This window comes from Streptomyces sp. NBC_00239 (genome assembly GCF_036194065.1).
Lineage (GTDB): Bacteria > Actinomycetota > Actinomycetes > Streptomycetales > Streptomycetaceae > Streptomyces.
Genome location: NZ_CP108095.1, coordinates 6,674,096 through 6,688,545 on the forward strand (window position 1 = coordinate 6,674,096; position 14,450 = coordinate 6,688,545).

At 68.6% G+C, this 14,450-nt stretch carries 16 protein-coding genes and 1 pseudogene; 10 read left to right on the forward strand and 7 right to left on the reverse strand.

Annotated features, from left to right (window positions below):
* The first annotated feature begins 111 nt into the window (after nt 1-111).
* On the forward strand, nt 112-1,233 hold the full coding sequence (locus OG764_RS29375; RefSeq protein WP_328971434.1) for a sulfite exporter TauE/SafE family protein: 1,122 nt from the start codon (nt 112-114) through the stop codon (nt 1,231-1,233).
* Nucleotides 1,230-1,493 carry a cation transporter gene (locus OG764_RS29380; protein WP_328971435.1) on the forward strand — a complete coding sequence of 88 codons (264 nt, stop codon included), beginning with the start codon at nt 1,230-1,232 and terminating at the stop codon, nt 1,491-1,493. The genes OG764_RS29375 and OG764_RS29380 overlap by 4 nt, the downstream gene beginning before the upstream one ends.
* Before the next feature lie 31 nt (nt 1,494-1,524).
* On the opposite strand, the gene OG764_RS29385 is transcribed toward OG764_RS29380, so the two are convergent.
* On the reverse strand, nt 1,525-2,187 hold the full coding sequence (locus OG764_RS29385) for a TetR/AcrR family transcriptional regulator (protein ID WP_328971436.1): 663 nt from the start codon (nt 2,185-2,187) through the stop codon (nt 1,525-1,527).
* Nucleotides 2,188-2,305: 118 nt separating this feature from the next.
* On the opposite strand from OG764_RS29385, the gene OG764_RS29390 reads away from it, so the two are divergent.
* Genes OG764_RS29390 through OG764_RS29400 form a run of 3 tightly spaced genes read left to right on the forward strand, consistent with a single transcriptional unit; the run spans nt 2,306 to nt 3,559 of the window.
* The gene (locus tag OG764_RS29390) at nt 2,306-2,488 is read left to right on the forward strand and encodes a hypothetical protein (RefSeq protein WP_328971437.1); all 183 of its coding nucleotides are present in this window, start codon (nt 2,306-2,308) and stop codon (nt 2,486-2,488) included.
* 17 nt (nt 2,489-2,505) lie between these two features.
* Nucleotides 2,506-3,063: a hypothetical protein gene (locus OG764_RS29395; protein ID WP_328971438.1), complete on the forward strand. Its 558-nt coding sequence runs from the start codon at nt 2,506-2,508 to the stop codon at nt 3,061-3,063.
* A gap of 4 nt (nt 3,064-3,067) precedes the next feature.
* The gene (locus tag OG764_RS29400; RefSeq protein ID WP_328971439.1) at nt 3,068-3,559 is read left to right on the forward strand and encodes a hypothetical protein; all 492 of its coding nucleotides are present in this window, start codon (nt 3,068-3,070) and stop codon (nt 3,557-3,559) included.
* Nucleotides 3,560-3,687: 128 nt separating this feature from the next.
* Here OG764_RS29400 and OG764_RS29405 read toward each other — a convergent pair whose 3' ends face one another.
* The 3 genes from OG764_RS29405 to OG764_RS29415 form a co-directional block, all read right to left on the reverse strand.
* Nucleotides 3,688-3,969: a metal-sensitive transcriptional regulator gene (locus OG764_RS29405; protein WP_328973223.1), complete on the reverse strand. Its 282-nt coding sequence runs from the start codon at nt 3,967-3,969 to the stop codon at nt 3,688-3,690.
* Between the two features lie 97 nt (nt 3,970-4,066).
* A complete protein-coding gene (locus OG764_RS29410; RefSeq protein WP_328971440.1) occupies nt 4,067-6,322 on the reverse strand; it encodes a heavy metal translocating P-type ATPase in 2,256 nt (751 codons plus the stop codon).
* 75 nt (nt 6,323-6,397) lie between these two features.
* The gene (locus OG764_RS29415; protein ID WP_328971441.1) at nt 6,398-6,667 is read right to left on the reverse strand and encodes a heavy-metal-associated domain-containing protein; all 270 of its coding nucleotides are present in this window, start codon (nt 6,665-6,667) and stop codon (nt 6,398-6,400) included.
* Between the two features lie 167 nt (nt 6,668-6,834).
* Between OG764_RS29415 and OG764_RS29420 the strand changes: the two genes are divergently transcribed.
* Nucleotides 6,835-7,797, forward strand: coding sequence for a hypothetical protein (locus OG764_RS29420; protein ID WP_328971442.1), 963 nt, complete (start codon nt 6,835-6,837; stop codon nt 7,795-7,797).
* 272 nt (nt 7,798-8,069) lie between these two features.
* Entirely contained in the window at nt 8,070-8,711 is a 642-nt protein-coding gene (locus OG764_RS29425; RefSeq protein WP_328971443.1) for a GNAT family N-acetyltransferase, read from the forward strand.
* Between the two features lie 83 nt (nt 8,712-8,794).
* On the opposite strand, the gene OG764_RS29430 is transcribed toward OG764_RS29425, so the two are convergent.
* Together OG764_RS29430 and OG764_RS29435 are read right to left on the reverse strand one after the other, a co-directional pair.
* Complete coding sequence (locus OG764_RS29430) at nt 8,795-9,514, reverse strand: hypothetical protein (RefSeq protein ID WP_328971444.1); 720 nt, start codon at nt 9,512-9,514, stop codon at nt 8,795-8,797.
* A gap of 334 nt (nt 9,515-9,848) precedes the next feature.
* Nucleotides 9,849-10,280 carry a hypothetical protein gene (locus OG764_RS29435; RefSeq protein ID WP_328971445.1) on the reverse strand — a complete coding sequence of 144 codons (432 nt, stop codon included), beginning with the start codon at nt 10,278-10,280 and terminating at the stop codon, nt 9,849-9,851.
* A 550-nt stretch (nt 10,281-10,830) separates the two neighbouring features.
* Here OG764_RS29435 and OG764_RS29440 point away from each other — a divergent pair.
* Together OG764_RS29440 and OG764_RS41775 are read left to right on the forward strand one after the other, a co-directional pair.
* Nucleotides 10,831-12,117: an aminotransferase class V-fold PLP-dependent enzyme gene (locus OG764_RS29440; RefSeq protein ID WP_328971446.1), complete on the forward strand. Its 1,287-nt coding sequence runs from the start codon at nt 10,831-10,833 to the stop codon at nt 12,115-12,117.
* A gap of 77 nt (nt 12,118-12,194) precedes the next feature.
* The gene (locus OG764_RS41775) at nt 12,195-12,323 is read left to right on the forward strand and encodes a hypothetical protein (protein ID WP_443056085.1); all 129 of its coding nucleotides are present in this window, start codon (nt 12,195-12,197) and stop codon (nt 12,321-12,323) included.
* Nucleotides 12,324-12,525: 202 nt separating this feature from the next.
* Here OG764_RS41775 and OG764_RS41780 read toward each other — a convergent pair.
* Nucleotides 12,526-12,858: pseudogene (locus tag OG764_RS41780) on the reverse strand (alpha/beta fold hydrolase); the annotation flags it as partial.
* 514 nt (nt 12,859-13,372) lie between these two features.
* On the opposite strand from OG764_RS41780, the gene OG764_RS29455 reads away from it, so the two are divergent.
* Nucleotides 13,373-14,413 carry a C40 family peptidase gene (locus OG764_RS29455; protein WP_328971448.1) on the forward strand — a complete coding sequence of 347 codons (1,041 nt, stop codon included), beginning with the start codon at nt 13,373-13,375 and terminating at the stop codon, nt 14,411-14,413.
* Nucleotides 14,414-14,450: the final 37 nt, after the last annotated feature.

Below are 14,450 nucleotides of genomic sequence, written 5' to 3' on the forward strand. Positions count from 1 at the left end.
GTAAGGCCGACGCCTTGCGGAACGCCGTGTCTTCCCACGTCCGCCTCGGCACGCCCGGATTCCGTAGACCCGTGTGTGCGTGCCGTCGTCGCAGAACTGGAGTAACGACGCATGCCGTCGTCCGTCGCTTTGCTGATCACCGGTGCGAGCACCGGTCTGCTCGCTGGTGGCGCCTCGTGCGCCGCCGTACAGGGGGGTCTGCTCGCCGGAGCCGTGACCCGCCGCCGCACCCCCGAACCCGCCGCGAAACCCGCCGCCAAGTCGAAGCCTTCCGCTCAGCAGGCCGCCACACCGCTGGCGCCGGTCGGTGCCTTCCTCGCCGGGAAGCTGCTGTCCCACACGGTCCTCGGAGCCCTGCTGGGCGTCTTCGGCAACGTGCTGCAGCCCAGCCCCCGTACCCAGGCGGTGCTGCTGCTGGTCGCAGGGGTGTTCATGGTGCTGTTCGCGCTGGACCTGATCGGAGTCAAGGGGGTGGGGCGGTTGGTGCCCCGTCCGCCCGCGTCGTTCGGCCGGCTGATGCGGCGCAGCGCCAAGACCGACTCGGTCGCCACCCCGGCCCTGATCGGTTTCGCCACGGTGCTGGTGCCGTGCGGGGTGACCCTGTCGATGGAGCTGCTGGCCATCACCTCCGGATCGGCGGTGGTCGGCGCCGCGGTCATGGCCGGGTTCGTCGTGGGTACGGCCCCGCTGTTCGCCGTACTCGGCTACGTGTTCCGCCGGAGCAGCCAGGCGCTCTCCGGGAAGCTGGCCGGGCTCACCGGTGTGGTGGTGCTGACCGTCGCCGCCTGGACCATGATCTCCGCGCTTCAGGCAGGCGGGTGGGTGTCCTTCGACGCCCCGGACACCAAGGCCAAGGCAAGTGGTCCGTTCCTCGTGGAGGGCGGTGACGGGAGCGGTTCCGGGGGCGGCGGCGAATCACCGGAGAGCGGGACGACGCCCGTACGTACGGACGCATCCGGGCGGCAGATCGTTACGCTGACAGTGACGGATTTCTACGTCCCGACCCAGTTCACCGCGAAGGCCGGGGTGCCGACCACGCTGGTGCTGCACGGCAAGGACTCGGGCGGATGCGCCCGAGCGTTCACCATTCCCGAGCTCGGAGTCCAGGAGATCGTCAAGCGGGACGGTGACACCGAGGTCGACCTGGGCACCCGCAAGCCAGGCACCCTTCGCTTCTCCTGCGCGATGGGCATGCAGACCGGGGCCATCGAGTTCAAGAAGGATCTGTCATGAAGCTGTTCAGCCGAAAGAACAAGAGCGAACCGGACACGGCTCCACAGGTGGTGCTCCTCGTGGAAGGCATGCACTGCGCCAGCTGTGGCCTCCTCATCGACGACGAGTTGGAGGACGTCCCGGGGGTGCGATCGGCCGCCACGGACGTACGCGCCGGCCGCACCGTCGTGGTTCTCGACGAGGGCGCCCACGTCGACGGCGCCGCCCTCGTGACGGCGGTGCAAGCGGCGGGCGACTACACGGCCCGGGTCGCCGACTGACACGGACGGCGAGCTGTCCCCGTACCGAGGCTTAGTGGGCGCTGTGCCGCTGGTGGTGGGGCGAGCGCTCCTGGGGGTGTGCTTCATCCTCGTCGGCGGAGGCCGGGTTGATCACTTCGGCCGGGGGGTGAAGCCCCGCGAGGGTGACAGTGACGAGCCTGCGGACCGCGGCTTTGGAGGGCAGGCTGCCGGCCGCGCCGAGGGCGTGCAGGCAGTAGGCGGCGAGTTCGTCCGGCGTGACGTCGTCCCGGAGGCTGCCCGCCTCGGCCGCCTCGGCCAAGAGGTCCCGGATGAGGTCTCTGAGCTGCTGGTGTGCTTGGGCGACGTGCTCGCCCTGGTGAAGGAGTGCAGTGAGCTCGGTGCCATGATGCTCGTGCCGCTGATGGGAGATGAGCGCGTACGCCGTCAGTACGGCTTCGAGCCGCTCGCTTGCGTCGCCGGCCTGGTCGCGCGCCGCGATGAGGCGTTCGAGGTGGCCGGCGATCTGGCGCTCGTGCCAGGCGGTCAGGACTGATTCGATGTCCGGGAAGTACTTGTACAGGGTCGCCCGACCGATGCCGGTCTCCTGAGCGATGCGCGACATCGTCACCGCGAGCAGCCCGTGCTCGGCCACCAGCGCGGCCGTGGCATCCAGGGTCGCCTCCCGCACCGAATGGCGGTGCGCCTCGATGGTCTCGTTCCACAGCTTCGGCATGCACCTAATGTACGGGACGACGATCCCGTGACAGTATGGATTTGACAGCGACAGTCTGTCTCGCAAAAGGTGGCGGCGTCGAAGAACTCGGCGACCACGCGTGACAGCGGAGGCCCCTATGGCTGACTTCCCCCCTTCCCGGCACTCGGACGATGACGGCACCGATCCTGGAAGGCCCGAACGCGGACCGGCGCCCGGCCGACCGCGCTGGGTCAACGTCTTCCTCGCCGTCCTTATCGCTCTGGTCGTCGCCTTCGTGATCATGCACCTGGCAGGCGGCGGGATGGGGGGCCACACGTGAGGGCCATGACACCGCGCGTGCGCAAGCTCGCGCTCACGGCGCACGTGACGTCCTCGGTGGGCTGGCTCGGTGCTGTCGCGGTCTTCCTGGCTCTCGCGGTGACAGGTCTGACCAGCCAGAATGTCCAGACGGCCCGGTCGGCGTACGTGGCGATGGACGTGACCGGCTGGTTCGTCATCGTCCCGCTGAGTATCGCTTCGCTGCTGACGGGTGTGGTCTCATCGCTGGGCACCACTTGGGGACTGGTCCGGTACTACTGGGTCGTGGTGAAGCTCGTGATCACCGTCCTGGCCACGGTCGCCCTGCTGGTGCACATGCAGCCGGTCAGTTACATCGCCGGTATCGCGGCGGGAACGACCTGGTCCACCGATGCCCTGCACGGGCTGAGGACCCAGCTCGTGATCCAGTCCGGCGCCGCCGTGCTGGCACTCCTGGTAGCGACGGTGCTTTCCGTGTACAAGCCTCAGGGCCGGACCCGCTACGGGCGGCGAAGGCAGTACGAGCAGCGCACCGGGGCCCAGGCCGCAGGCGCAGCCACTTCTGGCCGGCCACGCGGGAACGCGACCTTTCGCTGAGTGTTTGGTCGCGATCGTCGAGGAGGATGCGGACGTGAGTGAACGCGGTGCCGAATTGATGATGAAGGCAAGCCGTCAGCTGTCGCAGATGACCGAATTCTTCGCCACGTTGAGTGCGACCGATCTTCTCAGGCCATGCGCGGTCGGGGAGGTCGGCGACGCCGTAGGCGCCCTCGCCGCGCACATCGCCGAGGGCTATCACCGTCTCGGCCGGTTGCTGGCCAGTGCGGCCCACGCGCCAGGAGCAGTTCCAGCGCGAGGACACGAGCATGGGTCGGTCGGGGAGGCAGTGACCCTCCCCGATCTGCTCCAGCACCTGATGGACGGCCAGATCCCGATCAGCACGCTGGCCGCCCTGACCGCCGACCAGCTCCATGCAACCGCACCCCCGATTCCGCATGTCTGCGACAGCAACCGGACACTCGAAGGTGCCATTGAGGACGTCATCGCTCACCAGGCGGAACACCTCGCCTCGCTGCGGCAAGCCCTCTCGTAGCCACCGAACCAGATCACGTGCCCGGTCGTCCGACGGCTCCAGAGGAACGGGTTCTGGGTGGCGGCCGGGATTCTCTGGGCGGCGACTCCGGTTCGTCCTGTGGCGGCGCGGTGTGGTTGTTGGCTACGTCATGAGCGTACGAGGCGGGCGATGGCCCGGGAGGCTTCGGCGACCTTCTTCTGTGCCTCGTCTCCACCCTCGGCGATGGCGTCGGAGACGCAACAGCTGAGGTGATCGTCGAGAAGCGCCAGCGCGCAGGACTGGAGGGCGGCAGTGGTGGCGGAGACCTGAGTGAGGATGTCAATGCAGTAGGTGTCCTCTTCCACCATCCGCTCAAGTCCCCTTACCTGCCCCTCTATGCGGCGCAGACGACGAAGGACGTCGTCCTTGTCGTTCTTGTAGCCGGTCATGGTGAGCTCCTCGTCTCGGGGGATCACGGATCGGAACTGGCGTAGACAGGAAGGGGGCGAGCCTGGTCGGCCCGCCCCCGTTGGCCGTACGACGGCGTCAGCTCATGGCGCGGAAGCTGCGCAGGCGGAGGCTGTTGCCGACGACGAAGACCGAGGAGAAGGCCATCGCCGCGCCCGCGATCATGGGGTTCAGCAGGCCGGAGGCTGCGAGCGGCAGGGCGGCCACGTTGTAGGCGAAGGCCCAGAACAGGTTCGACTTGATGGTGCCGAGGGTCTTGCGTGAGAGGCGGATGGCGTCCGCAGCGGCTCGCAGGTCACCGCGGACCAGGGTCAGGTCGCCCGCCTCGATGGCCGCGTCCGTTCCCGTGCCCATGGCCAGGCCCAGGTCGGCCTGGGCCAGGGCGGCGGCGTCGTTGACGCCGTCTCCGACCATGGCGACCGACCGGCCCTCGGCCTGGAGGCGCTTGACGACATTCACCTTGTCCTCGGGCATGACCTCGGCGATCACCTCGTCGATGCCCACCTCGCGGGCCACCGAGTCGGCGACGGCCTTGTTGTCGCCGGTGAGCAGGATCGGTGTCAGACCCAGGGCGCGCAGCCGCCGGATGGCCTCGGCGCTGGTGTTCTTGACTGCGTCCGCGACTTCGAGGACCGCGCGGGCCTCGCCGTCCCAGGCGACCGCGATCGCCGTACGGCCGGCCGCCTCGGCCTCCGCCTTCGCGCGCTCCAGGCCGACGGGCAGTTCCATGGCCCACTCGGCCAGCAGCCGCTCGCGGCCCACGAGGACCGCGTGCCCGTCGACGATGCCCTGGACGCCGAGCCCGGCGATGTTCGCGAAGTCCTCCGGTACGGGCAGGGCTCCCACACGTTCGGCTGCGCCGGCGGCAACGGCCTGGGCGATGGGGTGCTCGGAGGCGTGCTCCAACGCGCCTGCCAGCCGCAGGACTTCGGTTTCGTCCTCGCCGTCGGCGATGTGGATGGCCAGGAGGGTCATCTTGCCGGTGGTGACGGTTCCGGTCTTGTCCAGGACGATCGTGTCGACCTTACGGGTGGTCTCCAGCACCTCGGGGCCCTTGATGAGGATGCCGAGCTGGGCGCCGCGGCCGGTGCCGACCAGGAGAGCGGTCGGGGTGGCCAGGCCCAGGGCGCAGGGGCAGGCGATGATCAGTACGGCCACTGCTGCCGTGAACGCGGCGGTGAGTCCCGCGCCGCTGCCGAGCCAGAATCCCAGCGTGGCGAGCGCGAGGGCGATGACGATGGGGACGAAGACGGCGGAGATCTTGTCGGCCAGGCGCTGGGCCGCGGCCTTTCCGTTCTGGGCGTCCTCGACCAGCTTGGCCATCCGGGCCAGCTGGGTGTCGGAGCCGATACGGGTGGCCTCGACCACGAGGCGGCCGCCCGCGTTGAGCGTGGCGCCGGTGACCGAATCGCCCACACCGACCTCGACCGGTACCGACTCGCCGGTCAGCATGGAGGCGTCCACCGCCGAGGCGCCCTCGACTACGGTGCCGTCGGTGGCGATCTTCTCGCCCGGGCGGACCAGGAAACGGTCGCCCACCTGCAGGTCCGCGGTCGGGATCAGCTGCTCGCGGCTGCCGCGCAGTACGGTGACCTCCTTCGCGCCCAGCTCCAGCAGCGCCTTCAGGGCGGCGCCCGCCTTACGCTTGGACCGGGCCTCGAAGTACCGCCCGGCCAGGATGAACGCGGTGACGCCGGCCGCGGCTTCCAGGTAGATGTTCCCCGCGCCGTCGCTGCGGGAGATGGTCAGCTCGAAGGCGTGTGTCATGCCGGGCGTGCCGGCGGTGCCGAAGAACAGGGCCCACAGCGACCACAGGAACGCGGCCGAGGTGCCGACCGAGATCAGGGTGTCCATGGTGGCCGCGCCGTGCCGGGCGTTGGTGAACGCGGCGCGGTGGAAGGGCCAGGCGGCGTACGTGACGACCGGCGCGGTCAGCGTGAGCGAGAGCCACTGCCAGTACTCGATCTGCAGGGCCGGGACCATCGCCATCGCGATCACCGGTACGGACAGCGCCACGGCGGTGATCAGCCGGTGCCGCAGCGGCCGCAGCTCGTCGGTCTCCTCAGGCGCCGTTCCGCCGGATCCGGAATCCGTACGTATCGGGGTGGGCTCGGCGGCGGTGTATCCCGTCGCCTCGACCGTGGCGATCAGGTCCGCGACGGAGACGGCCCCGCCCTGGTAGCTGACCTTGGCCTTCTCGGTGGCGTAGTTGACGGTGGCCTCGACCCCGTCCATGCGGTTGAGTTTCTTCTCGATGCGTGCGGCGCACGAGGCGCAGGTCATCCCGCCAATGGCGAGTTCGACCTCGGCGGTATCGGGGACCGTGGTAGTCATCACTGCTCCTCGTGCTGGTGGGGAAGAGGGTGCCGGGCCCGGGTGGGCCGGGCCCGGCGTAAGGTAGCGGGGGCCTCAGGCGGTCCGGCCGGTGAGTTCGTAGCCCGCCTCGTCTATGACCTTGGCCAGCAGCGCGTCGTCGGGTTCGTCCGACGTGGTCACGGAAACCTGGCCGGTGCTGAGGTCGACGTCCACCGACAGGACGCCGTCGAGGGCGCCGATCTCCTTGGTGAGCGTGGCCTTGCAGTGCCCGCACGTCATGCCGGAGACGTCGTACACCGTGGTGGTGCCTTCGGTGGCGGTGGCGGTGGTGGAGCAGGTGCCATCCGTGGAGCAGCAGGACATGGTTACCTCCCAGACGATGATTGATACCCCTGGGGGGTATCGGCTTGTGTGATGTCAGGTATACCCCCACCCCGTATTTTTCGCAAGCATTCAAGGTCCCTTGCGTATACCCCCTAGGGGTATACGCTCTCGACGTACTCGAGCCCGTCATGTCGAAGGAGACCGTCATGAACACCGCCGTGAAGATCACCGTGTTTACCGCCGCGCTCGCGGCGTCCTTCGGCGCCGCCTACGGCGTGGGCGGAGCGGTCGGCCCCGTCAGCGTGGGCTCCCAGCCCGCAGCCCACGCCGGCCATGCCGCCGGCACCGCGTCGGCTGGCGCAGGCCTCGGCAGCGGCCGCGCGGACTCTCCCGCGGGGGGACTGCAGGTCTCGGAAGCCGGCTACACCCTCGACCTCAAGACGCCGCGCCTGGACGCTGGGCAGCAGGGCGAGCTGCGCTTCGCCATACGAGACGAGGCCGGGCGGCAGGTCACCGCGTACCAGCGCGAGCACGACAAGGAACTCCATCTGATCCTCGCCTCGCGCGACCAGGCCACCTACCGACACCTGCACCCCGCCAAGGCCGACGACGGCACCTGGAGCACCCCGGTCAACCTCCCTGCCGCAGGTGACTACCGGGTCTTCGCCGACTTCACCCCCGCCGGCAAGGATGCGAAGAACCTCATCCTGGGAGCCGACCTGGCTGCCTCGGGCCCCTACAAGCCCGCCGAACCGCCCACGTCCTCCCGCACCGCCACTGTCGACGGATACACGGTCAACCTGGACGGCGACCTGCGTCCCGGCGCGGCCGCCGAGCTCAAGCTGAACGTGACCAAGGGCGGCCGCGCGGTCACGGACCTGCAGCCCTACCTCGGCGCCTACGGTCACCTCGTCGCCCTGCGCTCCGGAGACCTCGCCTACCTGCACGTCCATCCCAACGGCGAACCCGGAGACGGCACCACCAAGCCCGGACCGGAAATCTCCTTCACCACCACCGCCCCCACCACCGGGACCTACCGCCTCTTCCTCGACTTCCAGCACAACGGAACCGTCCGCACCGCAGCCTTCACCGTCCAGGCACGTGCCGCCGGTGCCGATGGCGGACAACAGGAACCCGCAGGGCGCAGCACTGACGGCCACCGGCACTGATGAGTGCTTCGGCCCGTCCGCTTGCCGTCCCAGAGGGTGGTGTCCCGGTGTGAAAGGGCGGGTGCCGGGGCACCGCCTCAGGCCTTCTTGGGGGGTTGGTCTACTAAGCCGCTTAGCGCCATAGTACTTTCTTGTTCATGCACGCTGACCCGTACCCTGCCGCGCATCAAAGAGGCTGGCCGGCATCCCTCGACTCCTCTCCCACAGAGCGCCGGGTACCCGGCATGAGAGATGGCCGCACCCGGGAGGGCATACGGGCCAGGATCCGTCCCATGACCCCGGAGGAGCTCCCCTTCGTCGTCGCGGAGCATCGAAAGCACTTCCCCGACGGGTTCTTCGCCCGCCTCGGCCCGGCGTTCCTGACGGCATATTCCCGTACCTACATCAGCAGCCCCCACGCCGGCGCTTACATAGCCGAATCGGACGGAGAGCCGGTCGGCTTTCTGGTAGGTGTGATCGAACCAGTAGCTCACCGGCGTCACGTGCTCCAGGTCCACCGACGGAAACTCCTCCTGCGTGCCGCAGGTGCTCTGGCACTGCGCCCACCGTTGGCCCTGCACTTCCTGCGCACTCGGTTGCCGCGGTACTGCCGCGGTCTGTTGCGCGGACGCCCAGCTCCGCAGGTCGCTCGCGGTCCGCGCGGCACGACCGCGGTACTGGCGCATGTCGCCGTAGTCGAGCATGCCCGGTCGAGAGGAATAGGCGAAGTCCTGATCAGCCGGTTCGTCGAGGACGCCAACAACGCCGGATGCGCACGCGTCAGTCTCGTCACCGTCCTTGGCGACGGTGGTGCCGGCATGTACTACGAGCGACGGGGATGGGTGCCGCAAGGTGAGACCAGTAGCCCGGACGGGCGCCGACTGGCCACGTATGACCTGCTCCTGAACAGCGGCGCTGCGGCCGAGGCCTGCTGACACCGACGGCCAGGACATGAGACCGCCGACTCATCCGAGGCGGCGGTCTCAGCCTATCCCGGGGGCTGGCGCCCCCGGGATCGTCAGTGGCCGCTGTGCCCGTCGGTGTGCCCGGGCTCGGCGCTCTGGCTGCGAGTGGCCTTCGGGGTAGGGGCTCCGGCTGCGGGGTCGGTGGCCTTGGGCTGGTGCTCCTCTTCGGGCTCCTCGGCGCCGGAGCTGTGGCCGTGGCCGCCGCTTCCGGGCTGCTCGGCGAGGTTGGCCGCGACCTGCCGCAGGCCGGCGAAGCTGATGAGGGCGGTCACCAGGACCGCGAGTCCGGCCAGGCCGAAGATGCGCCGCCAGGAGGTGTCCTCGTCCTTGAGGACGTAGGCGATGAAGGAGAGCACCATGCCGGCCGGGATGAGGACTGCGGCGCGCGTGGGGAAGTCCTCGAAGTGCTGGAGGCCGCCGCTGAGCATGCCGATGCCGAAGGACAGCAGGAGCGAGGCGCCCATGATGGCGAGGGCGCGGGGCAGGGTGGGGCGCTGGCGGGCGAGGATGAACTCGTTGAGGACGGTGGCGCCGAGGAAGACCAGGACGCCGTATATCGCGATGAGGGTGTAGCGGGCGGGGTCCAGGGGGTGGTGGACGACGGCGCCGCTGATCAGTCCGGCGCCGACGAAGTAGCCGACGTAGCCGACGTAGCGTGCGAGCAGGCCCCTCTTGCGGGAACGGGCCCGGCGCCGCGCGGATCGGCTGGTCCCCGAGCCAGGTCCCTGCTCACTGTATGCGGCGGGACGGTCGGTGAGCTGGGTGGATGACATGCGTGGTGCTCCTTGGCCTGTGGCCTTAGGGATGGCGAAATAGCCGGGTAGGGAGGGGAAGAAGTCCCGGGAGGCTTGCACCTTGCCGAACCGCTCGCTGCCATGGGGCACAACCAGTCACGCCGTGTCGTTGACAGGCGTAAGGCTGCGCGGACGTCACATTTGGCGGAAGCGTCAGGGCGCGGCTCGACGCCCACACTCATGCGGGCGTTGTGCCAGGAGTTGAGTAGGCGCCGAAGCATGGCCGACTGTGTGAACCATGGCTGGATCGGGGCGCGATCCCGGGGAGGGCCGGTCGGGCAGGAGCCGCCGGAAGAGTTTGAGTCGGCGGATCCTAGACCCGCACGACAATCGTCCTGGTATGTGTGTGTGGCGAGGAAGCGGGCGACGTGGTGGTGCGGGTACCACCGGTGGAGGCGAACGGCGCGGCCGGTGACAACCGCTCCATCGGGAGGGCCCACATGTGAGGATCCTCCAGGGTGGGCGATTGCTGCGGGTGCCCCGCCATGCACTCCTCGGCGGGGTGCGAGGCACCGTGACCGCCGTGGTGGTCGACCGGCGCCGCCTCAACGGCCTCATGGTGGTCCGGGACCGCCATGACGGCGGACGCGGAAGCGGTCGGGCGGAGATGCCCTTGTACGCCGTCGGTGCTCACGCCGTGGGAGTACAGGAAGGTGAACACCAGCAGGGCCACCCACAGCACGCGCAGCGGACCCGCCTGGGGGCGGACCCGCAGGTGGTAAGTGGATGACCAGGGCGTGAGCACGCCGCGATCCTAACGGCTCTCTTTGCGTGCCCTGCATCCCCCCGGGCACAACCGCCACCCTGATAGGTGGTGTACGCCGCACGCGTGCGATCACAGCCGCTGGCGAGATCGCTACGAGGGAGCGGGAGCCCTGCCGGGACACCCGAGGGCGGGTGAGTGCTGTGGAGCCGCTCACCCGCAGGTCCGTTTCGGGCCCCGTTCTCAGTGGGGCGCGCTCTGCGTTCCGGCATCATGGATCTGCCGGAACGGCGCGGGGTCGAGCCCCGTTCCGAGGGCGGAGCCATGGTCAGTGACACCATCCGCCGGAACAGCTCCCACAACTCGTCCGGCACCCGATGCTCGACAAGACTCGCCATGTACTGGACAGCGAGAGCGATCCGCCGGAAGAAGGGCACCTCTGATTGACATCGCTTCACGGGCAGAGCCTGTTTGGGTGATGGTGCTGTGGGCACCCGTAGCCACCTCGCGTAACGTCGTTACCAGAAGGGCACCGACAGCTATTCCGCTATTCCGCCACCGCTCCGCCGGTCGCTGTGCAAAGGGGTGCTGGATGTCGATGACGAGTCGGCGCGATCTGCTGGCGAAATCTGTGGGAGCGGTGGCGGTCACCCTCGTGCCCAGCTCCGGCGCGGCAAGTGGGAACACACCACGGGAGCGGCCGGTCACTACGGTCGATGGGCGCGTGGACTGGGACGCCTTGCGGGCGCAGTTTCGTCTGGAGCCGGGATGGGTGAACCTCGCGTTGTTCTACCTGGCCTCGCATCCGAAGGTGGTGCGCGATGCAGTGGATCATCTGAGGGCACAGGTCGACGCCAATCCTCTGTCGGTGGCCACGGGGATGGCGCTGCCCGACGGTCCGACGGGATGGCCCCGGGTACGTCAGGCGCTCGCGGCCTATCTGGGAGGCCAGGCCGAAGACATCGCGATGACGGCGAGCACGAGTATCGGGCTGGGTGTCGTCTACAACGGCATCATGACCCGTCCGGGACAAGAGTTCCTGTTGACGGAGCACGACCACAACGCCCACCGCACAGCCGCCCGCTTGGCCGCCGAAAAGCATGGCAACACGGTGCGGCTGGTCTCCTGGTTCGCCGATCCGGCCACCGCGACGGTGGACGGCATTGCAGCGGCAGTCGGCGAGGCGATACGTCCGAGCACCAGAGTCGTGGGGATCACCTGGGTGCAGTCCAGCACGGGGCTTCGGATGCCGGTGCGTGCGGTGGCCGAGGTGGTGCGCCGGGCCAATGAAGGGCGCAGCCCTGCCGACCGGTGCCTGCTGGTCGTCGACGGCGTGCACGGGCTGGCGGCAGTCGACGAGGATGCCGCCGGCCTGGGCGCGGACGTGGTGATCGCGGGAACGCACAAATGGCTGTTCGGTCCAAGGGGGACGGGGCTGGTCTGGGTGGCGCCGGACGTCCTCGAGCAGCTGCGGCCCACCTTCGTGAGCTTCATCGGGGGCGGGGGAGCAGCGTCCCTGTCGCCCGGCGGGTTCCTGGCGTTCGAGCATGCCTTCGCTCTGCCGGTGGCGGTAGCGATGCATGAGCAGCTGGGCAGAGCACGCGTTGCCGCCCGCATCACACAGCTGTCGACACAGGTGAAGCAAGGACTGAGCCGCATCCCCGGGGTCACCGTGCACACCCCTGCCGACGCGGAGCTGTCAGCGGGCATCACCTGTTTCAGCGTGGCCGGACACACTCATCAGCAGGTCGTCGACCACGCCGCCACCCGCCGCGTGCGGCTGTCCACCTCAACCTACACCCGGATCGGTACCGCCGTTATCAACACTCCAGCAGAGATCGACACCGCACTCAACAGCCTGGCTGATCTCACCCACTGAAAGCCGTTCTGAGCTTCCCCGGGGCGTCGCTGGGGCGTTCGGCACGGGGCCGCATCGGCCGCTTCGGCCCGCGGGCCATGGCCGCGCTGGTCACCGGGGGCCTCTTCGTCACCATGACCCTGGTGCCGTGCTTCAAGTACCCCGCCAATCCGCCGGCATGTCGTGTTCGAAGGCGACCACGAGCGCGGGAACCCCGATACTCGTGAGGGCTGCCATCCGGCCGGGGTCGCGGGCCCAGCCGTCCGAGGCGGCGGACTGCCCGACCGCTCCCTCGGTCGACGCCCATACGTCCTCCTGCGCGCCAAGGAGTTCGATCCAGGTCCGCACCTGGGCCTCGTCCGTGGTCAGCACACGCGGCGGCAATGTGCTCAGCAGTGTCTGCGCGGCGGCGTAGGCGGGCGGGATGCGTCCAGTGAGCGCGATCAGTTCCGCTTCGGTCCGCAGGACGGCGTCCAGCACACCGTTCAGCGGCCCGGCGCCGGCCATCAGCACCACCGATCGCACCAGATCCGGGCGGTTGCGGGCCAGCAGCTCGGCGGTGAAGCTCCCCAGCGAATAGCCGACCACCGCCGCCTGCGCGATGCCGAGCGCGTCGAGCAACCCCGCGAGGTCATCGGTAAGGTCCGCCATCGTGTAGGGGGGGCAGGCGGTGCGTCCGAGGGTGCCACCCCGCGTGCCGCATACGTCACCACCTCGAACCCGGCAGCCACCAGGGCGTCTCACAGCCCACACAACTCCCATGCCACCGGGGGCATTCCTGTCCCGCCCACCAACACGACCGGATCACCCACGCCCAGCCGCTCGAAGGCGATTCGCACCCCACCGACTTCTACTGACTCCACCGCACCCCCAGTGTCCCGATCCGTCCCCGGCTTGCGGGGCCACTCCCACCCTGCACGCGCCGCGTTGAGATGGGAACCCGGAGCACGAGAACTGCGAGCAGGAGGGGGTACCCGCCCCACCAGAGCGTCGACGACCGGGCCGCAGTCCGCATGCACGCCACATGATTCGACAGGTCGGCCACATCGTGAACATCACCTATCAGATCGGCTCTGCCCTGGGGCGACGTCATATCTGCCTGCTGCTCGTTGCCACTGAGCCACTAAACTGATTAGTATCCGGCCGAACCCTTCGCACGTTCGATCACCCGCCCCGGGTGGCAGCGGAGGTGCCGCTGAATCCCCCTGTCCTCCTCGGAGTGGGGGATTGGACTTGCTTGCCTGTCAGGCGGCTGAGGAAGAAGGAGCTTGCCTCAGTGGCATCCCACCGTCGTCCGAAACAGACGAACCAGGCTTATGCGACCGTGCTGACCGCTACTGCGGCAGCGGCAGTTGCCCTGTCGACGCAGTCGGCTTCGGCTGACCCTCTGCCCGACCCGGGCAAGAAGGGCGTTCAGGCTCAAGTCGACCGTTTGTATGAGGAAGCGACTCAGGCCACTGAGAAGTACAACGGGGCGGAAGAGAAGTCCGAGGGGCTGCAGAAGGAGGTGGCCACCCTCCAGGAGGCGGCCGCCCGCAAGCAGGGTGAACTCAATGACCTGCGCAACAACCTGGGATCGCTGGCTGCTTCGCAGTACCGAGGTGGGGGCATGGATCCGTCGGTCCAGCTACTGCTCTCAGCCGATCCCGACGCGTATCTCGAACAGGCGTCGCGGCTTGGCAGAGTGAGCGACAGGCAAGCCGGAATACTGCAACAATTCCTGTCGCAGCAGCGGTCCCTGGATCAGCAGCGCAGCGAGGCTGCCGGAAAGCTCAAGGATCTTGAGGCGACGCGCAAGGAGCTGGGAAGCCGAAAGGCCGAGATCCAGGGCAAGTTGGCGGAGGCGCGAAGGCTGCTGAGCACGCTTACGGCCGAAGAGCGCGCGAAAATCGATGCTGAAGAGGCGCGGGCCAACCGCGCGAGTGAGCGGGTCGACCTCGGCAACGAGGTCAGTGGTTCCCAGCGGGCCGCTTCAGCCTTCAACGCGGCCAAGAGCAGGGTCGGTATGCCTTATGTGTGGGGAGCCAGCGGGCCGAACTCCTTCGACTGCTCCGGTTTGACCTCCTGGGCATTCCGTCAAGCAGGTGTGTCCATACCGCGCACGTCCCAGTCGCAAGCGAACGCCGGCACGCGGATCAACTCCCTGAGCGCGCTCAAGCCCGGTGACCTCATCATCATGCGCAACGATCTGAGCCATGTGGGTTTCTACGCCGGCAACGGACAGATCCTTCACTCGCCCAAGCCCGGTGCCCAGGTGCGGTACGAATCCATCGCCCGCAGCGGGATGTCGTTCATGTGGGGCGTACGCATCAGCTGACACGCTCGCGGGACTCCCCCCAGAGCCGGGGAACCGC

What these genes read in the sequence shown, in the direction of transcription:
- OG764_RS29390 (WP_328971437.1), top strand. Translation starts at nt 2,306, where the DNA reads ATGGCTGACTTCCCCCCTTCCCGGCACTCGGACGATGACGGCACCGAT.
- OG764_RS29380 (WP_328971435.1), top strand. Translation starts at nt 1,230, where the DNA reads ATGAAGCTGTTCAGCCGAAAGAACAAGAGCGAACCGGACACGGCTCCA.
- OG764_RS29410 (WP_328971440.1), bottom strand. Translation starts at nt 6,322, where the DNA reads ATGACTACCACGGTCCCCGATACCGCCGAGGTCGAACTCGCCATTGGC.
- OG764_RS29405 (WP_328973223.1), bottom strand. Translation starts at nt 3,969, where the DNA reads ATGACCGGCTACAAGAACGACAAGGACGACGTCCTTCGTCGTCTGCGC.
- OG764_RS41775 (WP_443056085.1), top strand. Translation starts at nt 12,195, where the DNA reads ATGGCCGCGCTGGTCACCGGGGGCCTCTTCGTCACCATGACCCTGGTG.
- OG764_RS29430 (WP_328971444.1), bottom strand. Translation starts at nt 9,514, where the DNA reads ATGTCATCCACCCAGCTCACCGACCGTCCCGCCGCATACAGTGAGCAG.
- OG764_RS29440 (WP_328971446.1), top strand. Translation starts at nt 10,831, where the DNA reads ATGTCGATGACGAGTCGGCGCGATCTGCTGGCGAAATCTGTGGGAGCG.
- OG764_RS29420 (WP_328971442.1), top strand. Translation starts at nt 6,835, where the DNA reads ATGAACACCGCCGTGAAGATCACCGTGTTTACCGCCGCGCTCGCGGCG.
- OG764_RS29385 (WP_328971436.1), bottom strand. Translation starts at nt 2,187, where the DNA reads ATGCCGAAGCTGTGGAACGAGACCATCGAGGCGCACCGCCATTCGGTG.
- OG764_RS29415 (WP_328971441.1), bottom strand. Translation starts at nt 6,667, where the DNA reads ATGTCCTGCTGCTCCACGGATGGCACCTGCTCCACCACCGCCACCGCC.
- OG764_RS29425 (WP_328971443.1), top strand. Translation starts at nt 8,070, where the DNA reads ATGACCCCGGAGGAGCTCCCCTTCGTCGTCGCGGAGCATCGAAAGCAC.
- OG764_RS29375 (WP_328971434.1), top strand. Translation starts at nt 112, where the DNA reads ATGCCGTCGTCCGTCGCTTTGCTGATCACCGGTGCGAGCACCGGTCTG.